The 21,597-nt window shown below is 56.6% G+C and carries 19 protein-coding genes; 18 read left to right on the top strand and 1 reads right to left on the bottom strand.

What is annotated here, in order from left to right; translation table 11 throughout:
• The first annotated feature begins 292 nt into the window (after nt 1-292).
• The 16 genes from AB1644_12440 to AB1644_12515 all read left to right on the top strand — a co-directional run bounded on the left by AB1644_12440 (nt 293) and on the right by AB1644_12515 (nt 19,016).
• The gene (locus AB1644_12440; GenBank protein MEW6051853.1) at nt 293-841 is read left to right on the top strand and encodes an NTP transferase domain-containing protein; all 549 of its coding nucleotides are present in this window, start codon (nt 293-295) and stop codon (nt 839-841) included.
• 109 nt (nt 842-950) lie between these two features.
• Entirely contained in the window at nt 951-1,325 is a 375-nt protein-coding gene (locus AB1644_12445; protein MEW6051854.1) for a helix-hairpin-helix domain-containing protein, read from the top strand.
• A gap of 2 nt (nt 1,326-1,327) precedes the next feature.
• A complete protein-coding gene (locus tag AB1644_12450; GenBank protein ID MEW6051855.1) occupies nt 1,328-2,167 on the top strand; it encodes a hypothetical protein in 840 nt (279 codons plus the stop codon).
• Between the two features lie 82 nt (nt 2,168-2,249).
• Complete coding sequence (gene coaD / locus AB1644_12455) at nt 2,250-2,762, top strand: pantetheine-phosphate adenylyltransferase (protein ID MEW6051856.1); 513 nt, start codon at nt 2,250-2,252, stop codon at nt 2,760-2,762.
• A gap of 47 nt (nt 2,763-2,809) precedes the next feature.
• Nucleotides 2,810-4,393, top strand: a complete 1,584-nt coding sequence (gene lysS / locus AB1644_12460; protein MEW6051857.1) for a lysine--tRNA ligase — start codon at nt 2,810-2,812, stop codon at nt 4,391-4,393.
• 30 nt (nt 4,394-4,423) lie between these two features.
• On the top strand, nt 4,424-5,674 hold the full coding sequence (locus AB1644_12465; GenBank protein MEW6051858.1) for a GNAT family N-acetyltransferase: 1,251 nt from the start codon (nt 4,424-4,426) through the stop codon (nt 5,672-5,674).
• 182 nt (nt 5,675-5,856) lie between these two features.
• Entirely contained in the window at nt 5,857-7,083 is a 1,227-nt protein-coding gene (locus AB1644_12470) for an ABC transporter permease (protein ID MEW6051859.1), read from the top strand.
• Between the two features lie 94 nt (nt 7,084-7,177).
• The gene (locus tag AB1644_12475; GenBank protein MEW6051860.1) at nt 7,178-7,861 is read left to right on the top strand and encodes an ABC transporter ATP-binding protein; all 684 of its coding nucleotides are present in this window, start codon (nt 7,178-7,180) and stop codon (nt 7,859-7,861) included.
• A gap of 21 nt (nt 7,862-7,882) precedes the next feature.
• Entirely contained in the window at nt 7,883-8,413 is a 531-nt protein-coding gene (locus AB1644_12480) for a UvrB/UvrC motif-containing protein (GenBank protein ID MEW6051861.1), read from the top strand.
• A 24-nt stretch (nt 8,414-8,437) separates the two neighbouring features.
• Complete coding sequence (locus tag AB1644_12485; protein ID MEW6051862.1) at nt 8,438-9,490, top strand: protein arginine kinase; 1,053 nt, start codon at nt 8,438-8,440, stop codon at nt 9,488-9,490.
• Nucleotides 9,491-9,570: 80 nt separating this feature from the next.
• Entirely contained in the window at nt 9,571-12,018 is a 2,448-nt protein-coding gene (locus AB1644_12490) for an ATP-dependent Clp protease ATP-binding subunit (GenBank protein MEW6051863.1), read from the top strand.
• A 213-nt stretch (nt 12,019-12,231) separates the two neighbouring features.
• Entirely contained in the window at nt 12,232-12,483 is a 252-nt protein-coding gene (rpmA, locus tag AB1644_12495) for a 50S ribosomal protein L27 (GenBank protein MEW6051864.1), read from the top strand.
• A gap of 160 nt (nt 12,484-12,643) precedes the next feature.
• Nucleotides 12,644-13,927, top strand: a complete 1,284-nt coding sequence (locus AB1644_12500) for a M48 family metallopeptidase (protein MEW6051865.1) — start codon at nt 12,644-12,646, stop codon at nt 13,925-13,927.
• A gap of 41 nt (nt 13,928-13,968) precedes the next feature.
• On the top strand, nt 13,969-16,296 hold the full coding sequence (locus tag AB1644_12505; protein MEW6051866.1) for a M1 family aminopeptidase: 2,328 nt from the start codon (nt 13,969-13,971) through the stop codon (nt 16,294-16,296).
• Nucleotides 16,297-16,969: 673 nt separating this feature from the next.
• Nucleotides 16,970-18,370 carry a class II fumarate hydratase gene (gene fumC / locus AB1644_12510; protein ID MEW6051867.1) on the top strand — a complete coding sequence of 467 codons (1,401 nt, stop codon included), beginning with the start codon at nt 16,970-16,972 and terminating at the stop codon, nt 18,368-18,370.
• Between the two features lie 328 nt (nt 18,371-18,698).
• Nucleotides 18,699-19,016: a hypothetical protein gene (locus AB1644_12515; GenBank protein MEW6051868.1), complete on the top strand. Its 318-nt coding sequence runs from the start codon at nt 18,699-18,701 to the stop codon at nt 19,014-19,016.
• Nucleotides 19,017-19,242: 226 nt separating this feature from the next.
• On the opposite strand, the gene bfr is transcribed toward AB1644_12515, so the two are convergent.
• Nucleotides 19,243-19,710: a bacterioferritin gene (gene bfr, locus AB1644_12520; GenBank protein ID MEW6051869.1), complete on the bottom strand. Its 468-nt coding sequence runs from the start codon at nt 19,708-19,710 to the stop codon at nt 19,243-19,245.
• 62 nt (nt 19,711-19,772) lie between these two features.
• Between bfr and AB1644_12525 the strand changes: the two genes are divergently transcribed.
• Together AB1644_12525 and AB1644_12530 are read left to right on the top strand one after the other, a co-directional pair.
• Nucleotides 19,773-20,327: an Rrf2 family transcriptional regulator gene (locus AB1644_12525; GenBank protein ID MEW6051870.1), complete on the top strand. Its 555-nt coding sequence runs from the start codon at nt 19,773-19,775 to the stop codon at nt 20,325-20,327.
• Nucleotides 20,317-21,375, top strand: coding sequence for an Mrp/NBP35 family ATP-binding protein (locus AB1644_12530; protein MEW6051871.1), 1,059 nt, complete (start codon nt 20,317-20,319; stop codon nt 21,373-21,375). The genes AB1644_12525 and AB1644_12530 overlap by 11 nt, the downstream gene beginning before the upstream one ends.
• Nucleotides 21,376-21,597: the final 222 nt, after the last annotated feature.

Genomic DNA, 21,597 nt, shown 5'->3' on the forward strand with positions numbered 1-21,597 from the left:
GCACCCAGGCATCGATCACCCGTTGCTCCTCAGAAGACAGCGCGATTGGCTCGGCGATATTCATCGCTGGCCAAAATATCAAAGTTCAAATCAAATGTCAATACAATTATGAAACACTACACTAGCTAGCCGGTTCGTGACCACAATGGGTATCGCACTCAATTTCTGAGCAAATCGGTCTTTTTTAGCTTGCTCTCCCAACCGGTCCGTCGTTTCCTTCAATCCCGGTGTTCACACGGGTCTTTTTCAAAGTCAGGCACGTTCAGGGACGAACCGAGATGGGGTGCCATTCATGAAGAATCGTTTCAAGGAAATTGACTGCTTTATCCTGGCCGGAGGCGAAAGCAATCCACGCGAAGATTTCCAGCCGTACGGGGAGCTCACCCGCCTCGAACAAGGGTATCGCAACTACGCCAGGTTGTTCGAGAAAGTCACGCTGGTGCTAAAGAAAGACCAGGCGCGCGAATGGTATTTGAATTACCCGCATGTGTGCGATGAATCCCCCGAGTTGGGCCCGGTGCATGGGGTCGAGGCTGCGCTCAACAGCGCCGAATCGGATGTGGTGTTCATTGGTTCCGCCGATATCTACGACTTCCCGGCCGAACTGGTGGCTGAGTTGATCCGCAACTATGACGGCGAACTATTTCTGGGGTATCGTCTCCGAGCTACCAAAGCCAGCAGCGTGCAGCCATTGTTCGGGCTGTACAACAAGAAGCTGGCCGCACGACTCCGCCAGCCGCAGACCGACCATCCGGTCAATCTTGCCGCACTGTTGAAAGCCGAGGGACGCCTGCTGCCATTACCTGCCTCAATTCCCGCCGAACAGATCGGGCTGCACTGAACGGACATTCTTGTCGCCGTTTTCGGAGATTCCCGTAGAAACGGCCGACAGCGCGATTGCTTTTTCATCACAGCAGCATATATTGTCGCATCGGGGAAACAGTGCACCGATGGGACGACTCAACGATTTTTTCGATTTTTCACCCGGACAGATCAAGTTCCTGGCTGTTCTGACAGCTACGGCCGCAGTCATGACCGTGTACCTCTTTGTTCGCCATTACGCCTATCGCCCCGCGCAAGCGGAGCCGCTGCCGGTGTTTCTGGCGGATGAAGAAAAATTCACCGGGCTTTTCGTGCTTGACCCAAATAGTGCACCGGCCGATTCGCTCGAACTTCTCCCCGGAATCGGCAAGACCCTTGCCGACCGCATTGTCGAGCGCCGGCAAGTGAAACCGTTCCGCGCTGAGATCGACATCACCGAAGTCCCTGGGATAGGCCCCAAGCTATACGAGCGGATCAAGCCGTACCTGAAAGTGCGGCGTTAGCCATGACCCGGCGGATCGGAATCGATTTTGTTGAGAACGGGATGCGTGTCGCAACAGTCGACACGGATGACACCGGACAAACGACAGCGAAAATCGAGCTCTTCAATGCAGCGTACGAACAGAAACCGGATCTTGTCGAGCGCGATGCTGTCACGGTCGGCGTTCCGGATAACCTCTGCCAGGTGAAACCGCTTCGACTGAGTGCGCCCACAGAATCGGACCTGCGACTGAGGGTGGAATTCGAGCTGGCGCAGACACAACTGGAACCGCCGGAGACGTTTCTTTACGATTTCATCAGCACGGCAAGGGACGATCGCCTGCTTGGCATGGTGTACCGAAGAGCATCACTCGCCGAATGGCAAAACGCACGACCGCTGCCTAACCCTCTTTCCAGCGGGAGCATTCGATACCGCAGCCGGGCCACAGCGCTGGGTCTCGGTTACCTTCAGTACTGCCGCCCTTTCGCCGGCGATCTCATTTGCCTGGCCGATTTTGGCCGGTCGGTAACGCCGGTCTGTTTCGTATACGGCAGGCAGGTTGTCGATCTGGCCCGACAGGTGACCGTGCCAGGCAAACAGACGGATGAGATCGCACTGCGCCGTCAGGCCATGGATCTCAAGACGATCGTCAATTTTCGCCTGATGGGGCTTGCCGATGCCGGTATCACGGTGCCGCTTTCACAGCTTGTGGTGGTGGGTGTTTCAGATGCTTTGCACTCGTTACTCGCCGAGTACTTCCCGATCGGCGTATCGTGTCCCGAACTGCTTCCATCGGTAACCGTCAATGGAGAGGTACAAACAGAGGCTGCCGGACTGGTAGCGCTTGGGCTGACGGTCTATTGACTTGCCTCCAAGTGAGTTGCGATATATGTTGCGTCCGAACCGACACCGTTGAGCGTGTGTCACGGTTCGGTAACGCACTTGTATGACAAAGCGAGCAACCGTTCGCCGGGCGGTCTATCCTGGCTCCTTCGATCCGGTCACAAACGGCCATCTGTCGCTCGTTCAGCGGGCGGCGGCGCTGTTTGATGAGGTTGTGGTGGCGGTATCTTCCAAGCCCAGCAAGGCGCTGCTGTTTTCGTTCGAGGAACGACTGGCGCTCATGAAGGGAGCAGTGGCTAAACTGCCTGAGAATGGCCGGGTCAAGGTGATCGGGTTCGACGGCCTGCTGGCCAGTCTGGTCAAACGGATCCGGGCGACCGCCATCATTCGCGGCCTGAGAGCAGTCTCCGATTTTGAATACGAATTCCAGATGGCACTGATGAACCGCAAACTGGCGCGCGAGGCGGAGACGGTGTTTCTGATGCCGTCGCTGTCGTGGGTCTACCTGTCATCCTCAATCGTTAAAGAGGTGGCTCGAAACGGCGGGGACGTCACCGGTCTGGTCCCGCCGGCGGTAAAGAAAGCGCTCGATAAGAAGCTGACCTCCGGCCGATAAGCGGTCTGACGCCTGGTACCATTTCCACGCCAATACAGGAACGAGATATGAGCGATACACCTCAAGAGGATCGGCACCATCAGGACGTGCCGAGCGATGCGACTATTCAGATACCTCTGGCCGAGTTGATCCGGATCCGACGCCAGAAGATTGCGGACCTTCGCGGCAAGGGGATCGAGCCATATCCCTATCGCTACGAGCGGTCGCACAGCGTACAGGAACTGTTGGACGACTTTGACGCTTTGGCCGCGGCTGAGACAAAAGTGCGCCTGGCAGGCCGGATCATGCTGAAGAGGAAAATGGGGAAATCGATATTCGCCGACCTGCATGACCAGAGCGCCAAGATTCAAATATATGCCAAACTTGACGTGGTCGGGGTTAAGTCATTCGATCTGTTTGATTCGCTCGATATCGGCGACATTGTGGGATGTCGGGGGATGCTGTTCGTGACCCGGACGGGCGAGCGGACGGTGCGTATCGATTCGCTCGAACTTCTTTCCAAGGCGCTTCATCCCCTTCCGGACAAGCACGCCGGCCTGACCGACATGGAGACACGCTACCGTCGCCGCTATGCCGACCTGATTGTAAATCCCGAGGTGCGGGCTGAGTTTATTCTGCGGACCCGCATCATTCAAATTCTCAGGGAGTTTCTGAATTCAAAGGGGTTCCTTGAGGTCGAGACGCCGATCCTCCAACCGCTCTATGGCGGCGCGAGCGCGCGACCGTTCAAAACTCATCACAATACGCTGGATATCCCGATGTATATGCGGATCGCGGATGAGTTGTATTTGAAACGATTGATTGTCGGCGGCTACGAAAAGGTCTGGGAGCTCTGCAAGGATTTCCGCAACGAAGGAATGGACCGCAAGCATAATCCTGAGTTCACCATGATCGAGCTCTATTGGGCGTACGCGGACTACCATGACATGGCGGCCCTGTACGAAGAGATGCTTCGCCACGCCGTACATGCGCTGTACGGCACGTACAAGGTGAAATTCGACCAGCACGAGATCGATTTTGAGCCCAAATTCAGGTGGATCACCATGATCGATTCGGTCAGGGAGGCGACCGGTGTCGATTTCACCGAGCTCACCTTCGAACAGGCATTGGCGGAGGCGAAGAATCTCCATATTGACACTGCGGAGCTGCTCAATCGCGGCCAAGTGATTGAGGCAGTATGGGAGGCTAAAGTGGAACCGAACCTGATCCAACCGACGTTTATCGCCGATTATCCGGTGGAGATTTCGCCACTGGCCAAGAAACATCGCACAAAGTCGGGTCTTGTGGAGCGGTTCGAGCTGTTTATCTGTGGCCAGGAGATGGGGAATGCGTTCAGCGAGTTGAATGATCCGATGGACCAATTGGAGCGATTCCTGCAGCAGGGGAAAGCAATCGCCGCAGGTGACGAAGAAGCGCAGCCGCTGGATGATGATTTCATCACGGCGCTCTCGTACGGCATGCCCCCCACAGCAGGGCTGGGGTTTGGGATCGACAGGTTAGTGATGCTCCTGACCAATCAGCAGTCGATCCGTGATGTTATCTTCTTCCCGCAGATGAAAGAGCTCAAGGAGGGGGCGGTGCCGGTCTCGACAATTCTCTCTCAGTTAGCGGATGAGGAGAAGGGGAAATAGGGTCGATCCGTTACCACCGTTCACGAAACCATGCTGACCATCAAGCCGATCCCGAAAGAACATACCGACCGGTTCGTCGAAATGGCAGCCAATGCCTACCCGGTCATGAAGGCGAACACCGAGGAGGAGAAGAAAAAACTCCGCGAGCGGTACGAAAAGCGAAACGCCGACCCACGCATCTCCATGTGGGGAGCATACGACGGCGACACGCTGCTGGGGGGAATGCGCTTTTTCGATTTCACGATGAACCTTCGCGGCGCCAAAATTCTCTGCGGCGGCGGCGGAATGCTGGCTGTTGACCTTGCTCATAAGAAAGAGCATGTCGCACGAGATTTGGTGCGGTTCTGGCTGAATCATTATCGGCAGAACGAGGCCCCGATGGCGATGCTCTGGCCGTTCCGTCCGGATTTCTACAAGCAGATGGGGTTCGGCTATGGCGCCAAGCTCGATCAGTACCGGGTGAAGCCGGAGCATTTCCCTTCCCACGGTCACAAAAAGCGGGTACGCCTGCTCGGACGTGCCGATATCCCAGCCCTGTGCGCTTGCTATAACCGATATGCTGACGGCATAACCGGTATGGTTGTAGAATCTGAGCTTGCCTGGCAGGTGCAGTTCGACATGTTTCCCCAGTGGCGGATGGCCGGCTACGAAGAACAAGGCAGGCTTCTCGGGTATATCATCTTTGAGTTCGAACCGGCGCAGCCGCCGACTTTCGTGAACAACAACATGCGAGTGCACCGACTGGTGTACGAAACACCAGACGCATTACATGGCCTCATGAGCTTCTTGCACAGTCAGGCTGACCAGGTCAACCGGGTTCTCATTAGCACCAACGACGAGTATTTCCATTTCCTCCTCGGAGATGTCCGCAACGGCACAGATAATCTTGTCGAAATTTATCACGAGAGCCACGTCTCCGGGGTGGGGGTGATGTATCGGGTCATCGATCTGCCATCGGTTTTCGTGGCATTACGAGATCACAATTTCAACGATCAAAGCTGCGCGCTGAAGATCACACTGCGGGACAGTTTCATTCCTGAGAACGAAGGAAACACACTGGTTCGGTTTGCCGGAGGACGTGTGACTGTTGAGCCCAGCGGTGACCCGGAAGCAGAGATTACTCTGGATGTTGCGGATCTCAGCTCGTTGTTGATCGGCTCCGTTTCTTTCCAGGCGCTCCACCGGCTCGGCCTTGTCCAAATCTCCGACGCACAATGTCTGAAGACTGTCCATCGCATCTTTGCCACCGACAGCAAGCCATCCTGTCACACCATGTTCTGAAGGAACAGTGGTCGCAAGGCAGTGCCCTTTGCGGGGCTACCGATTCGAACCTGGCGGAACCAGAAGCGGTTCCGCCCTATGGTTACCGAACGGCCTGCCAAATCGATTGATTTCGCACCCCCTCGTGGTGTATAATCGTTGCGTGAGCATACCAATCAGGCACGGAAAATCCTCAGGTCCTGATGACCTTTGAGAGTTATATCGCACGCCGCTATTTCCGATCGGGGCGGTTCTTCACCAATGTCTCCACCTGGATAACGATCATCGGCGTCATGCTCGGCGTGGCGGTCGTCTGCTTTGTCATGTCCATGCACAATGGCTTCGAGCGGGAAGTGCGCACCCGCCTGCTCGGAACTACCTCGCACATCTCGATCTTTCCCACGCAGGATGCGTTTATCAGCCACTATCGCGAACTGATCGATACGCTGGAGAAGATTCCCGGCGTGGTTGCGGCCTCCCCGTTCATCTACTACAAAGCGGCCATCTCGTCGGCATCCGAAGGGGACGGAATCATCGTTCGAGGCATCGATCCGGCCGCGGAACAGCGGACCGCCAATATCGAACGGGATATCACGTCCGGCGTCTATTCGTTCGCGCCGAAGGTTATCGACGGCGATACGATTGCGGGCATAATACTCGGCTCAGACCTCGCGGAGCGCCTGGCGGTGGGCCTGGATGACCCGGTAGTGCTGTATTCGCTTCGCGGCGATGAGCTTCGCAGCAACAGCCGTCCCCGGATCGCCAAGTTCTACCTGGCCGGAACGTTTGAAACCGGCATGTACGAATTCGACAGCCAGCTTGCCTACATATCGCTGGCCTCGGCGCAGCACTTGTTCAAAACCGGCGACGCCGTCAACACGGTGCATCTCAAACTGCAGGATATCTACCTCGCCAACAAACTCACCGGGGTGATCGATTCCGTGCTGGGTCGCAGGTACGACGTGGTCCCCTGGAATATTCTGCACAAGAACCTGTTCACCTGGATCGCCATCGAGAAGAAGATCCTGTTTCTGGGGTTTATTCTCATCGTCATCGTGGCGGCGTTCTCGATCATATCAACGCTGGTGATGATGACGATGGAGAAACGGACGGAGATCGGCATATTAAAGACGCTCGGCGCCACACCGTCCGCGGTCCGACGGATCTTCGTGTACAAGGGGTTGTTGATTGCCGCCGGCGGAGTGCTGGGAGGTTGGATTCTGGCGCTTGGTGGAGCCTTCCTGCAGAACCGCTACAAGCTGGTGTCGCTGCCGGCGGATATTTACTTCATCAGCTATGTCCCGATCGATGCCCACCTGATCGATTTCCTTGTGGCCGGGGCTCTGACGGTGTTGATCTGCTACCTGGCCGCGCTCTATCCAGCCTTGCAGGCGGCACGAATCTCAGTGGTCGAGGTACTCCGGTCGTGAGCCGCAGATGTCGTATGGGACTAAACGTTCGCCCGAAAGTGACGAAAATGAACAGTAGTCGGATCTGCTCGCCGAAGGCAGGGTGGCAAACGGCATGAATGGGATTCGCCCCATACTGACCGCTACCGATCTGCACCGGGAATTTCGGACCGCCAATGGCGTACTCCCGGTGTTGAAAGGAATCGACCTGGTGATCGGACCGCATGAGATGGCAGCGGTGACCGGCGCCTCGGGGGTCGGCAAATCGACCCTCCTGCACATACTTGGCGGCCTGGACCGTCCCACCCAGGGAGAGGTGGCGATCAGCGAGGTGTCGCTGACGGGTCAGGATGAGGAGTCGCTGGCCCGGTTTCGAAATAAGAAAGTAGGGTTTGTGTTCCAGTTTCACTACCTTCTGGAAGATTTTACCGCGCAGGAAAACATCATGATTCCCTTAATGTTGGCGGGTGTGAAGCAGTCCGAGGCCGCACCGCGAGCGGAACTCCTTTTGGCGGAGATTGGTTTAATCGATAGGCGACATCATCGTCCGCGACAGCTGTCGGGCGGCGAGCAGCAGCGTGTGGCGGTGGCACGGGCGTTGGCGAACAATCCGGATATCGTCCTGGCGGACGAACCGTCGGGGAATCTGGACACGGCTACCGGGCGCACCCTCCATGAGCTCCTGTTTCGGCTTAATGCCGAGAAGGGAATGACCTTCGTTATTGCGACACATAACCGTGAATTGGCGGAACGGTGTCACCGCGAGTTGCGCATGGCCGACGGGCGGCTGTGCTCGTAAGCGCAGATAGGACGGGCGAGTATGATTTGCCAGGATTGCAAGAAGCGTGAAGCCACCAAGAAGATGACTGTCGTCGAGGGACAAAAGACGACCATCCTGGTATTGTGTGAGGCATGCGCCGCGGCGCGCGGGTTTCATTCCCCCCTGGCCAACGTGCCGTTCCCGCTGGCCGAGATCCTCAGTTCTTTCGCCAGTTCTCCCAAGCCGCCGTCGAAAGCCGAGCCGATGGCCAAGCTCGTGTGTCCCACCTGTCACCTTACCTTCGAAGAGTTCACTCGCCAAGGACGATTTGGCTGCGGCGATTGCTACCGGGCATTTCGTCCACACCTTGAAGGGCTGATGCGTAAGATCCACGGTAACTCGTTGCACCGTGGGAAGACTCCCGTCGCCGAGGTATCAACTGGCGACACAGGAGCGGTCATTTCGGTCAAAGAGGAAAAACGTCTTGAATCCGAGTTGAAGAAGGCGATTCAGGCCGAAGATTTCGAGCGGGCCGCCGAAATACGAGACAAGCTTAAATCGCTAAAAGAGCATCTTTCGGTTAACTCCTGAGATGAGGAATCACAGGTGATCACCATGTTCGAGGATATGGCCAAGTCTCCGGCCGCCTGGCTGTCGGGCAAGGGGGATGAAGCGGCGGTGGTGTTGTCCACCCGGGTGCGACTGGCTCGGAATGTGGCCGGATGCAAGTACCCCACCTCGGCTGATGCCGAGACCTGTATGCGGGTGGTAGGGTATCTGGACTCCGCCATGGCCCGCTCCAACGTTCTCTCCGAGGGCAGCTACATCAAAGCCTCCGAAATCGACGATATCGACCGTGAATTCCTGGTCGAACGGCACCTCATTTCGCCGGTATTTCTCAATGGTGAATTGACCAAGGCGTTGTTTATCGGCCCCGCCGAACGAGTGTCCATAATGGTCAACGAGGAAGACCACCTGCGGATACAGGCGCTCTCCGGCGGTCTGGCTCCGCGCGAATCTTACGAACTGGCGATCAAATACGAGACAGAAATCGGCCGGCATCTGGAATTCGACTACGATCCGGATTTCGGTTACATGACGGCCTGTCCTACCAATGCGGGAACCGGCATGCGCGCATCGGTACTCATTCACCTGCCGGGGCTGGTGCTCACGCGCGATATCGACAAGGTTATTTCCAAGATCACACGCAGCGGCCTGCTGGTGCGCGGATTCTACGGTGAGGGGTCCGACGTGCTCGGCAATCTCTTCCAGGTAGCCAATCAGAATACGCTGGGGATCTCCGAGGAAGAAATCCTTTCCCAGATCAGCCGCGTTACACAGGAGATTATCGAAAGCGAGGCGGCCGCGCGGCAACGGCTTATGGATGAGGCGGCCGACATGGTTGAAGACAAGATCTGGCGGGCGTTTGGGATACTCAAGTACGCCCGCATGCTGACCTCCGAAGAAGTTATGAATCTCCTGTCGGCGCTCCGGCTGGGGCAGGCGTTGAAGATTATTGATTTTCTGTCCATCGCTCAGATCAATGAGATGCTGCTGCTGTCGCAACCGGCCCATTTGCAGAAATACTACGGGCAGCAGATGGATCCAAACCGCCGCGATTTCGTGCGCGCGCAGATGGTGCGGGAGAAGCTGCGGAACTCACATTGAAGAATTGCTGTTGAGGTGATTGTGTCGGCCGGTCTCCGGCCGTATCTTTGGGATGGCAACCAAGAGGAAGGATATAGACCATGAACGAGATGTTTACCGAAGCGGCCCGACGGGCTATCGAATATGCGCGTGACGAGGCCGCACGACTCCGGCATGACTACATCGGGACGGAACATCTCCTGTTGGGGCTGATTCGACTGGGCGAGGGACGCGCGGTCGACGTGGTGTCCAACCTCGGATTGGATCTGGATGATCTGAAAGCCTCCATCGAGGAAGTGGTGCAGCCGTCGGGCGGCACCATGCAGATGGGGCAGTTGCCGCTGACCGCCCGCGCCAAGAAGACGCTCGAGGTATCCGGCCAGGAGGCGCGCGCGCTCAAATCCAAGGATATCGACACCGAACATATCCTGCTCGCTCTGCTCAAGGATGAAGAAGGGGTTGCCGCCCAGGTTCTCTCGACCTATGAGATCGATTACAAAGAGGCGTACGAAGAACTGAAGAACATCCAGACCGGCAAGCCGTCATCGTTCAAGAAAAAGCGCAAAAAATCCAAGACGCCGGCACTGGACCATTTCGGCCGCGATCTGACCGAGCTGGCGCGTCGTGGTAAACTTGACCCGATCATCGGGCGCGAGATCGAGATCGAGCGGGTATGCCAGGTGCTTTCCCGCCGCAAGAAAAACAACCCGGTGTTGATCGGCGAACCCGGGGTCGGCAAGACCGCCATCGCCGAGGGGCTGGCACAGCGCATTGTCGAGGGGAACGTCCCGCAGACGCTTGAAAACAAGCGCGTGGTCACGCTCGACATGGCCTCGCTTGTGGCCGGCACCAAATACCGCGGGCAGTTCGAGGAGCGGCTCAAAGCGGTTATGAACGAGATTATCAACTCGTCCGATGTGATAATCTTCATCGATGAGCTCCACACTATCGTGGGGGCCGGCGGCGCCGAAGGTTCGCTGGATGCCTCCAATATTTTCAAGCCGTCCCTCTCGCGCGGGGAACTTCGCTGTATCGGCGCCACCACGCTGAATGAATACCGGAAATATATCGAAAAGGATGGCGCCCTGGAACGCCGCTTCCAGACCGTCATGGTTGAGCCGCCATCCGAAGAAGACACGATCAAGATCCTCAAAGGGCTCCGTCCCAAATATGAGGAACACCATCGCCTGTTAATCTCCGATGAAGCCATCGAAGCGGCGGTGCGGCTTTCGAACCGTTATGTCTCTGGCAAGTATCAGCCGGACAAGGCGATCGACCTGATCGACGAAGCCGGTTCGCGTGCTCACCTCTCGACGTTCACGCGGCCGGAGATATTTGGTCAGATCGAGACTCGCCTGGCTGAGCTGCAGCGCAAGAAGGAAGACGCCGTCAAGAACCAGGCGTTCGAAACTGCCGCCCAGCTCCGCGACGAAATCAAAGCCGAAAAAGAGAAACTGGCCGAGCACCAGCACAGCTGGGAAGAGACCCGCGAGAAAGAAAAAGTGACTCTCACGGCCGATGATGTCGCGCTGGTGCTGGCCAAGATGACCGGCATCCCGCTTTTCCGACTGGAAGAAAAAGAATCGCAGCGGCTGTTGCGCATGGAAGACGAGCTCAAGAAGACTATTGTCGGACAGGAGGAGGCGATAACCACTTTATCGCGCACTCTCCGACGCGCTCGCGCCGGGCTCGGGGACCCGCGTCGCCCCATCGGCACATTCTTGTTCCTCGGCCCGACCGGAGTCGGCAAGACCGAGCTGGCCCGCTCACTGGCGGCGTTTCTGTTCGATGACCCGGATTCGCTGGTTAGGATCGATATGTCAGAGTACATGGAGAAGTTTGCCGTGTCGCGCCTCATCGGCGCTCCGCCCGGATATGTGGGGTATGAGGAGGGAGGTCAGCTCACGGAGAAAGTGCGGCGCAAACCGTATTCTGTAGTGCTCCTGGATGAGATCGAGAAAGCGCATCCGGATGTGTTCAATATCCTGCTGCAGCTTATGGATGACGGCAGTCTGACCGATTCGTTCGGTCGCCGGGTCGATTTCAAAAATACCGTGCTGATCATGACCTCCAATATCGGCACCAGGCAGATTCGGGACGGTAAGACGGTTGGTTTCGACGGCGCCACGGTGGACATGTCATACGACGGCATGAAGAAGAAAATTCTGGATGAACTGAAGAAGCTGTTCAATCCGGAACTGCTCAACCGTATCGATGAATCGGTCATTTTCCACCCGCTGGAGCGGTCGCATATCAAGCAGATCATCGATATTCTCGTGACCGATATCGCCAAGCGCCTTGCCGAAAAAGGGATCAGTTTCAAGCTGACCGAAGAGGCCAAGGAGTTCCTGGTGAACAAGGGGTACGACCCGGCTTACGGCGCTCGCCCGCTTAAGCGCGCACTTCAGAAATATCTGGAGGATCCGCTTGCCGAAGAGATTCTGCGCGGCCAGTACGCCGGCGATCTGGACTTGGTGATTGGAGCGGCGGAAGACCACCTGACGTTCAACTTCGAGCGGCTCCAGCCGAAACCGGAGAAGGTCAGGTAAGAGCCGAATTTTGGAGCGTTTCGAAACGGCCGCATCAGTCGATGCGGCCGTTTGCGTGTCTGCAACTTACAATCTGACAATATCTTACGATTCTTCTTGCCATGATGCTGAGTCGCTATATATTAGGCGGCTACCTGAACCGCATGGGTTGATTCTCGTGAACAGGTTCGGGGCGAGAACACGAAAGAACATTTTCGGTTATAGAGGTTAACTATGGCACACAAGAAGGGCGTAGGCTCATCAAAGAACGGCCGGGATTCCGGCGGGCAGCGCCGCGGCACGAAGGTGTACAGCGGCGAAGCGGTCACCGCCGGTTCGATTCTGGTGCGCCAGTGCGGCACGCCGATCAAAGCGGGGTATAATGTCGGCGTTGGGCGCGACAATACGCTGTTTGCCAAGATCACAGGTGTCGTGAAATACGAGCGTGTCGGCAAGACCGGCAAGCGCGTGTCGGTGTACGAGTAAAATATTCCCGCGGTATCCCTCCCTCCCTCCCCCAAACCGCGGGATGTAAGCGTCGCCTGGGCTCACGCCCCGGCGACGTTTTCTTTTTTTGCTTTCCCCTGCTTCCCTTGCGTTCTACCTTGTTGACACAAGCGTAAACCGACATCACTGGAACAAATCAATGATCAAAACAGTGTTGGCAGTCGCCCTCGTTGCTGGCTTGGCCGTGCCTGTTGGCGGTCAGGACGCGGCGGCACAAGCATTCGACAGCGCCGGCCCCCAGCCGGACACGACCATCTCACGAACTGATACCGCGCAGGCTGCGGCCAGTGTCTACCCGCTCTCGCCCGAACGCAAAGAGAAGCTGATCGCCTATTCCCGTTTCACCATGCTCTGGCGGTTTGCTGATTTTGCCATCAGCGTGGGGGTGTTACTTCTGATCCTGTTCACGGGGTTCTCGGCTCGACTGTGCCAATGGGCGCAGGTCGCACGGAAACGCTTTCTCGTCACATGGCTCTATCTCGTTCTCGTCCTATCCACGATCTGGCTGCTCGGGTTCCCGTTCGATTTCTATCGGAATTACGTCGTCGAAAGCCGCTTTGGCTTCATGAACCAGACCTTCACCGGCTGGTTCAGCGAAAACGTCCTCTCGCTTGCACTCAGTATGCTGCTCGGCATCGTTCCGGCCTGGTTCCTCTATTGGTTGATCGGGAGGTTCCGCAAATGGTGGCTGTCGTTTTCGATCGGCGCGATCCCGTTCATGGTCTTTTTCATTGTGATCGCACCGGTTGTCATCGCGCCGCTTTTCAACAAATTTGAGCCGCTCAAGGACAAACAACTCGAAACTACCATCTTGAACCTGGCCGATAAGGCTGGTATCGAGGGGTCCGATGTGTTCCAGGTGAATGCCTCCAAGCAGTCCACCAAGGTGAACGCGTATGTCACCGGGCTGTTCGGGACCAAGCGGATCGTTCTCTACGACAATCTGATCAACAACTTCACCACCGATGAGATCCGGTTCGTGATGGGGCACGAAATGGGGCACTATGTCATGCATCATGTCTGGTGGGGGCTGCTGCTGGCGATCGTGCTTCTTCTGGTCATTCTGTGGCTCACCAATCTGTCCATACACGGAATAATCAGCAGGTTTCACCGCCGCTGGGGATTTGACCGGCTCTCGGATATTGCCTCGCTGCCGTTAGTGCTCCTCTATCTGACCGTCATTTCGTTTTTGCTCCAGCCGGTAATGAATGGCGTCAGCCGGCATTTTGAGCACCGGTCGGACGTCTACGGCATGGATATCACCAGTGTTTCCGGCGAGACCGCAGCGATTGCGTTCGACAAACTCTCGGCGCTCAACCTATCCGATCCGGATCCAAACCCAATCATCGAATTCTGGTTTTACAGCCACCCCGCCCTGCAAAAGCGGATGGCGTTCGTGCGGGCATATCGTCCTGTCGGCTGAGTGCCCGACATGAGTAGAAAGGGCGGTGCGCAATCGCAATAATGACGCTTGCTCGAACCCTGATGGGATGCCTGCTCCTCGGTATTTCGGGTTACACGCCGGACCTTCGGGCCACTGATGATACCGCACTTCTGACGGCGTTCCAGGAGTTGCGGACGCCGTTGCTCGACAGCAGCACCGCCAGGATAGTTGCCAATGTCATCATCGAGCATAAAGATTTCAGGCTCCTGTTGGATTCCGGAACACTCGTGTTCTTCGCGCCGCTGGTGATCGACGGCGACTCGCGTCGGTACGGCGGCATCTTCGAGGGAACCGGCCGGTTGCAGTTTGCGCCGCTGATTCCCATGGAGAAAGACCAGCTGCGACGGTTCTTTAAGTCCGATTCGATCGACCGTTCGTTTGAACGCGTGCAGTTCTGGTGCAACGGGGCGATCATGCAGAGACTCCTCGATTCCGTGCCGGGCACGCCCGTGCCGACTGAAAGGGGAACCATCAAGTGGGCGCGCTCCTTTATGAAGTTTCTTACCGACGACGAAAAGCTGATTCATGTCTACAGTGCTCTTCAGAACCTCGTACATCCTCGTCGCCAGCCGTACCTGCTGGTGAACACCTACTTGTCGCAAAAGCATCAGGTGGTGTACGAATACGACCCCTACGGTCGCGAAGAGGTGAGTTTTCTCAAGCATTACGATCAGTTTGGTTATGGCCGATGGCTCGAACCAATATGTGTCTATTCGGCCTTCGCCGACGGCTCCCTCGAAAAAATGAACGGTATCGCCAAGGATCAGATCGCCACGAGGCACTACGACATCACTGCCACGATCAGCCGCAACGGCGAGATGAATGCCGATGTCGCCATGAGCTTCGAAGTTAACATGACGCCGGTCCAGATCATTTACTTGTACCTCCTGGAGGATTTGCAGGTGGACAGCGTCCTGGATTCCACCGGCAGGCATCTTACATTTGTCCGCTACAAGAAGGAAAGCCACAAGTCCGGCGAACTGGTATTGCTCATGCCGCGGGTGTTGGATATGGGAGAGAAACTCACCCTCCGTTTCTTTTACCGGGGAGACGTGGCGGAAAAGAACATGGGAGAATTTTTTGTCGGCACCGGCGCCGAATGGTACCCGCGGTACGGCTACGGTCAGCGGGCCACCTATGACATGAAGTTTTCCACCCCGGCCGATTATGGGTTTGTCGCGACGGGCACGCTGGTGGAAAGCCGCAAGGAAAAGCACGTACTGCGCACTCGGTACAAGCAGGACAACCCGGCCAAGAATGTGGCCTTCAATATCGGCACATTCAAGCAGTACGATTTCGAGGAAGAGGGGCAGCCGCCGGTGCAGATACACTTCTCGGAGAGTATGCACAACGAACTGAGCAGGGCGCTGGCCTATGAGATGGTTGGTACCGGCTCCCACATGGAGCGGCAGGTCAGCGGCGATGTCAGAAACAGCCTGAAGCTATATTCGACTTTCTTCGGCGCCTATCCGCATGACCGGATGGTTGTATCAGAGATTCTGGCCGCGCACAGCGAGGCATTCCCAGCCTTTCTTCATCTCGGAGTCGCTACATGGATTAGCACTGACCCCTGGGGGTTCAGTCGTCTCCACCGATCACACGAAGTTGCCCACCAGTGGTGGGGGGGTGGGGTTGGATACGAGACCTACCACGACCAATGGCTCTCCGAGGGATTCTCCGAGTACAGCGCGTTTATGTACCTGCAGGCTACATCCGGCAACGACAAATTCCTGGACCGCCTGAACGACAACCGCAAGGAGATACTCTCGGCGCACCACTATATCTTCGGCGAGGATACCGAATCCGGACCGATCGCGCTGGGGTACCGCACGGCCTCGACAAAGACACTCGAGGATTATGATCTGATCATATACAAGAAAGGGGCGTTCATCCTGCACATGCTTCGGCAATTGCTCCTGGATCTCGAGACCATGAAAGAGGACCGATTCCTCACCATGATGCAGGATTTCTTCGTGGCCTATGTGGGACGGAATGCCTCAACTCTCGATTTCAAACGACTGGTAGAGCGCCACACGGGGGTCGACATGACCTGGTTTTTCGATCAGTGGGTCCTGCAGAGTGCCATTCCAACGTACAACTTCAGCTATCAGGTAGCACCAAAGAGCGAGGGCGGGGTTGATCTGGTCATGCATGTCGAGCAGAAGAACGTGGCGCCCGATTTCAAGATGTACGTGCCGGTTGAGGTCGAGTTGGAAAGCGGCGCCAAATCGTATCTCAGGCTGCTCATTGACGAACCGGTGAAGGAGTTCAGGATACCTACGCAGCAGAAACCACGGAAGGTGAAGTTCAACCCGTTTTATTCCGCGCTCGCGGATGTGAATCAGTAAACATGCCCTCATCCGGCCAAACGACTACACTCGGGACAGGGACTTCTGGCACCTTCTCCTGTATGGTGAAGGATTCAAAGGTGCCGTCAGGCGTCCCTGCCTGACGGCTTATGATACTACGAGGTGACGGCGGGGACGCCCGACACCACAGTCTGGTTCGCGTCTCGACTTCGCTCGACGCGACGAAGCGACTTCTCGGCAACGAATGACTCATGGTCGTCGGTTCGAGCGCAGTCGAGAACAGAGCGCTGGGTGCTTTCCTCCCTCCGATTGAGGTTGTCACGAAGTGACAGGTGAGGGAATGCAGGCCAACGTGTACAGGACCCACATCCGGCCTCTCGGCCACCTTCTGCCCGTCGGGGAGAAGGGATTGAACATGACGCCCGCATTGTGGGGCAGAATCGCCATAGTTTCTGTCACCTATGTTGTGTTTTGTCGCGTCTCGTCCGCGCTCGACGCGACGAAGCGACTTCTCGGCAACGAATGACTCATAGTCGTCGGTTTGAGCGCAGTCGAGAACAGAGCGCTGGGTACTTTCCTCCCTCCGGTTGAGGTTGTCGCGAAGTGACAGGTGAGGGCTTCTAACTCCCGACTCCCCTCCCCCTTGTGTCTTCAGGCCAAACCCGTATATTCTTCTCGATTATTGTGAATTTCGTAACATGCCGGAGGATATATGGAGTATCGCACTGAAACCGATTCGATGGGGGAAATAAAGGTCCGCGCCGACCGTTACTGGGGAGCTCAAACCGAGCGCTCGCTGTTTCATTTCAAGATCGGGGGCGAACGGATGCCGCGTGAGTTGATCCGCGCAATGGGGATTCTCAAAAAGGCGTCGGCCGTTATCAACATGGAACTTGGTCTGCTCCCGAAAGACAAAGGGGAGTTGATTCTGAAAGCAGCCGATGAAGTGATCGCCGGCAAACTGGATGAGCATTTCCCACTCGTGATCTGGCAGACCGGCTCCGGCACCCAGACCAATATGAACGTGAATGAAGTGATCTCCAATCGCGCGATCGAGATGGCTGGCGGCGTCATTGGGTCCAAGAAGCCGGTGCACCCGAACGACGATGTCAATAAGGCGCAGTCCTCCAACGACACGTTTCCGACCGCCATGCATATCGCGGCAGTGGAGGAGATTCATCGGCGCCTGATCCCAATGGTGACACAGCTTCGCGACACGCTGCAAAAGAAATCGAACGAGTACAACGACATTATCAAGATTGGCCGCACACATCTAATGGATGCTGTTCCGCTGACGCTGGGGCAGGAGTTCTCAGGTTATGCCGCACAGTTAACATTCGGCCTGGAGCGGATCAACGACAATATGAAGCGGCTCTATTTCCTGGCGCTGGGCGGGACAGCGGTCGGGACCGGGCTGAACACGCATCCGGATTTCGCCGTCAAGAGCGCCGCAGAGATCGCCAGGATCACCGGCAAGCCGTTCAAGACGGCGCCCAACAAGTATGAGGCGCTCGCCACGCATGACGCCCTGGTGGAGTTCCATGGCGCGCTGAAGACCCTCGCTTGCTCGCTTATGAAAATCGCCAACGACATCCGCTGGATGGGGTCCGGTCCGCGTGCGGGTTTGGCGGAACTGGCGCTTCCGGAAAACGAGCCCGGTTCCTCGATCATGCCCGGCAAAGTGAACCCGACCCAGTGCGAGGCGCTCACCATGGTCTGCGCGCAGGTGCTCGGCAACGATGTTGCGGTCAACGTCGGCGGTGCGATGGGGAACTTTGAGCTGAACGTGTTCAAGCCGGTGATCATCCACAATGTCCTGCAGTCGATCCGGTTGCTGTCGGATTCCTGCGAGATGTTCAACGAGCATTGTGCCGTTGGGATTGAACCGTTGAAAGAGAACCTGCGCAGGCATATGCAGAACTCGCTGATGCTGGTGACGGCACTGAACCCACATATCGGGTACGACAACGCGGCGAAAGTGGCCAAAAAGGCGCATAAAGAGGGGACGACGCTGAAGGAAGCGGCCATTGCGCTCGGTTTGTTGAGCGCGGAGGATTTTGAGAACAAAGTCCGCCCTGCGGAAATGATCGGGCCGAATTTGAAGGGGAAGTAGCAGCGCACGCAGTACTGGTGGCCCACTCGCTTGCGGGTGGGCCAAGGGACTTTTCACTTCACCCCTCACCTGTCACTTCGTGACATCCTCTCCCCAAGGGGGAGAGAAATTCGTTTGGTACTCCGCGCCAGAGAGACACCGATATACTTTCAGGACAACAGAACTGTCACCATCCCTTCTCCCCTCTGGGGAGAAGGTGCCCGTAAGGGCGGATGAGCAACTGTGTTGAGTGTCAAGACCCCTGCCCACGCTTAAACCCTCGATGGGGTCTTGACCTACACGAGCCTTTCGGTGTATCTTGCCTTCACTTTCCTAAGGAGGTCAATGTATGGCCAATCCCACCGGCGGCTTGCTCTGCTGGAACTGTGGCCGCCCAACCGGTATCGAACACAAAGTGACCCGCAACGACAGTTGCCCCCACTGCCTGGCGGACCTTCGCTGCTGCCGCGGGTGCCGTCATTTCGACCCCACCCGACGTTATCAATGCCGGGAGACGGTGGATCAGAATATCGTCAACAAGGAGAAGTCCAACTTCTGCGATCTGTTCCAGATGCGGGATGTGTTCAAGCGCCCGGGCGGCATCTCCACCAGAACCGACACCAAGGACACCCGGAAGAAGAATTTCGACGATCTGTTTAAGGATTAGCCGATCGAGAACACTGTCGCGTCTCGACTCCGCTCGACGCGACCATCTGTCTCTGACATAAATCGACCATACGAACGAGTCAATTCATCGCGAACGTGACAGATTCCTCGCACTCGCCGCCTTCGGCGACGGCTCGGAATGACTGGTCTCTTTGATCTGCCTCCCGAGCCACGGGAAAGTCGCATTTCGACTCCGCTTGACGCGACGATACGTTGCGGAAATCGACCTACCCTATCTGCTGCGCCAAGTAGTTCTCGATGCCGACCTGCTTGATCTGGTCGAGTTGTGCCTCCAGCCAGTCCACATGCTCTTCCTCGTCTTTTAGGATCGACTCCAGAAGCTCCCGTGTGGCGTTATCGGCGGCCTCGGTAGCCTGTTTGACCGCTTTATTATACAGCTTGGAGGCGGTGTGCTCCCCTTTCAGGTCGTTCTTGAGCTGCGCTTCGACATCCTGACCAATCTGGATTTTGTTGAGCTTGCTCACTTCGGGCGCCCCCTCCAGAAACAGAATCCGCGCAATCAGTTTCTCAGCGTGGTGCATCTCCTGAATCGCGCGTTTTTCGATCTTCTCGTGCAGTTTGCCATACCCCCAGTTGTCGCACATCTCCGAGTGCACCATGTACTGATTGATAGCAGTCAACTCTTCGGCCAGCAGGCCGTTGAGCGTGGCGATCAGCTTGTCATTTCCCTTCACCGTGCGCCTCCTCTCAGGCAGTTTGTCAGCAAACCTAATGTTCTGATTGAAATATATTGTCCATGATATCACATTGTCAAGGCGTCGGCGCGGTCGGGACAAAATCGGCCTACATTGTCCCGCTGGCTCAGCTTTGCCTCCGACTTCGGGCATTTTTCTTGTCCGCCAAGCACTCCATTGCGTATATTCCCCACGTGATTACCAAAAAGACCGAGTACGCTATCCGGGCCATGAGCGAACTGGCGGCCGATCCGGAACATCTGGCCACCGCCAATCAGATCGCACAGCGCCAAGCGATTCCGCCCAAGTATCTGCCGCAGATTGTCTCGGAACTGACCCGGGCGGGGCTGCTCATGTCCGTGCGCGGGTACGGTGGTGGCGTCCGGCTCAGCCGTCCGGCATCGGAGATCAATATCCTGAGCATTATCGAGGCGATGCAGGGAGCACTCACGATGTTTGAATGCCAGGTCGGCGAAACGGACTGTGTCCATCATCCCGACTGCCGCCTGCTGCAGGTGTACTGCCAGGCGCAGGCCGAACTGGAACGGACATTTGCGGAAACCAAACTGTCCGATATACCGTTACATCGACAAACACGAGGTTCGCATGCTAAGTAAGGAAGCTGTTCTCCATATCCTGTCCGGGATCGAGGATCCCGAACTCAAGCGACCGCTGACCGAGTTGGATATGGTGAAGTTTGTCGATATCCAGGGGGGGAATGTGACGGTCGGGATCACTCTCACGGTCCCGGGCTGCCCGCTCAAAGAGAAAATCAACGCCGATGTGACCAAAGGGCTGGGACTGATTCCAGGGGTGGAGTCGGTCAACGTGAAATTTGATGTCATGACCGATGAGCAGCGCGAGAAACTCAAAGAAAAACTGGGGTTTGCACGCGGCCCGCAGCGCGAGCCGGTTTCAATAGTCAATTTTGCCAAACGGTTTATCGCGGTATCATCGGGCAAGGGGGGCGTGGGCAAATCGACGATCACCACCAATCTGGCGGCTGCGCTGGCGCGATTGGGACACAAAGTGGGACTGCTTGACGCCGATGTGTACGGCTTTTCAGTGCCCCGCATGCTCGGCGTCCAGGGGCAGCCGACCATCATAGACGACAAGATTGTGCCGCTTCGCAAAGGGGATAACCTTCAAGTGGTCTCGATGGGGTTTTTCGTCAATGAGGATGATCCGGTCATCTGGCGCGGCCCGCTTCTGCACAAGGCGATCAACCAGTTCTTGAGCGATGTCGCCTGGGATGATCTGGATTTTCTGTTTTTGGACCTTCCGCCCGGCACCGGCGATGTGACCCTGACAATCGCGCAGGCAATCCCGGCGGCCGAACTGCTCGTAGTAACCACCCCGCAGGCAACCGCCACGCACGTGGCCGGACGAGTGGCTAAGCTGGCCGAACGCACCAAGTTGCGTGTGATTGGCGTGATCGAGAACATGGCGTATTTTGAAACCGACGGTCGCCGCGAGTACGTATTTGGCCGGGACGGCGGCAAGATGCTCGCCGAGCGGCTGGAAGTGCCGTTTCTTGGCGAGATTCCGCTGAATACATCGATTCGGGAAGGGGCCGACACCGGTCGTCCGGTCGCACTCGACGGGACGCCGTTGCAGATTGCAACGTTCGAAGCAATCGCGCGCACAATAGAGAGGATGCAGTAACGATAACCTTTTGGTGACATTACTGTTTGCCGCTCACGAAAATTTATCCACAGGCGATTTGCCGCGGGGACTCCAGTCGATTCCAAAGATATCCACACCTAATACGCTATCGGGCAAAGCGTTCAGGATCGACACTCTTTTTTGATTCGGAGCGCTTGACGTTTGTGCGACGATGTCATACTTATACTCGTGAATTGTATCGAGTCGCAAATTGTTGGCAGC

Source organism: Candidatus Zixiibacteriota bacterium (assembly GCA_040753875.1).
Lineage (GTDB): Bacteria > Zixibacteria > MSB-5A5 > GN15 > FEB-12 > DATKJY01.